At 38.1% G+C, this 1,381-nt stretch carries 1 protein-coding gene; it reads left to right on the top strand.

Annotated features, from left to right (window positions below):
- Positions 1–95: 95 nt before the first annotated feature.
- The gene (locus tag I6F53_RS20050; RefSeq protein WP_197240927.1) at positions 96–1,367 is read left to right on the top strand and encodes an IS4 family transposase; all 1,272 of its coding nucleotides are present in this window, start codon (positions 96–98) and stop codon (positions 1,365–1,367) included.
- The last annotated feature ends 14 nt before the right edge of the window (positions 1,368–1,381 follow it).

The following is a 1,381-nucleotide window of genomic DNA, read 5'->3' as shown; positions in this document are numbered from 1 at the left end:
TCATAGGTTGGATCTTAAGGAATAAAACTTGAAAACATGCTCTGAATTTGATCTGATAGTAATCGCCAAACCACTATCTATCCCAAAAGCAGAGCATGAATAAACATAATACTGAGTTAAACAAAATAACGAAAGTGCTTAACGATTTTAATATTAACGAAATAGGTAAAACAAGCCGTTTTTGTAGCCGTAAACGAATAATAAAACCTTTCGAATTAGTCATGTCGTTAATAACGGCTCTAGGCGATAAATCGGTAAACACCGTGACAGATTTACATCGCTATTTTGTGAAGTTGACGGAAACTGATGTTCAATATAAACCGTTTCACAATCAACTGAGTAAGCCTGAATTCAGCCTATTGATGAAATCACTGGTCGATGTGGCGTTAAATGAATGGCAGCAACAAATACTCGGTACAGACGCCACTCTTTCTGACTTTAAACGCATAGTAATGCAAGATGGAAGTTCGTTCGCAGTGCACGATAGTTTAAAAGATACCTTTAAAGGTCGCTTTACTAAAATAAGTCCTGCGGCAATAGAGGTTCATGTGAGTTGGGATGTGCTTCAAGGTTATCCCGAAGAAATCTCAGTGAGTCCTGATAGCCAAGCTGAATATGATTTTTTACCTGATGCTAAATCGTTAGTCGACACCTTGTTTTTAGCGGATAGAGGTTATTTTAAGTTATCGTATCTTGAATCAATTGATACAGCAGGAGGCTTTTATGTTGTCAGGGCTAAAACCACGGTTAATCCAACCGTAGTAGCTGCTTTTAATCGTCACGGTAACGCGTTAAAACGGTTTTCACAGAAGAAGCAAAAGGACGTTAAAAAGCATATTCGTCGTAGTGTTATTGTCGATATGGATGTGGAAGGTAAAACGAATTATCGATTGATTGCGAGCTGGCCTAAAGGAAAAAGTGAGCCTACTTATTGGGCAACGAACTTAAATCGAGAAAAATTTAGCGCTGAAGCGGTAATAAAGCTCTACAGTCTCAGATGGCAAATAGAGTTACTGTTTAAAGAATGGAAGTCTTATTGCAACCTTCAGAAATTTAACACCAGAAAAGCGAGCATGATGGAAGGCTTGGTGTGGGCAAGTTTATTGACGTTGTTAGTAAAGAGGCGAATAGGCATGAGTGTTCAACAACTTGCCGGTATTGAGCTATCAACATTTATGGTAGCAAAAAACACCCAAGGTTGGTTTTATCAATTAATGGAGTCGATAACACAAGGCGTGATATCGACACTGAATAAAGCATGGCAAAAAACTATCAGTTTTTTGTCAAAATATGCACGAAGAGCGAACCCAAAAAGAGATAAAGAAAAAGGACGATTAAAATGCGGCCTGAATCCAATTCTCTCTTAATGTCTAACCTATGA

This window comes from Pseudoalteromonas sp. SWN29, assembly GCF_015864465.1.
Lineage (GTDB): Bacteria > Pseudomonadota > Gammaproteobacteria > Enterobacterales > Alteromonadaceae > Pseudoalteromonas.
Note: the sequence above shows the minus strand (reverse complement) of the source record. Positions and strands in the feature narration are given on the sequence as shown.

Bases quoted from the DNA above. Each gene is read 5' to 3' on its own strand.
- I6F53_RS20050 (WP_197240927.1), top strand. From the start codon at position 96: ATGAATAAACATAATACTGAGTTAAACAAAATAACGAAAGTGCTTAAC.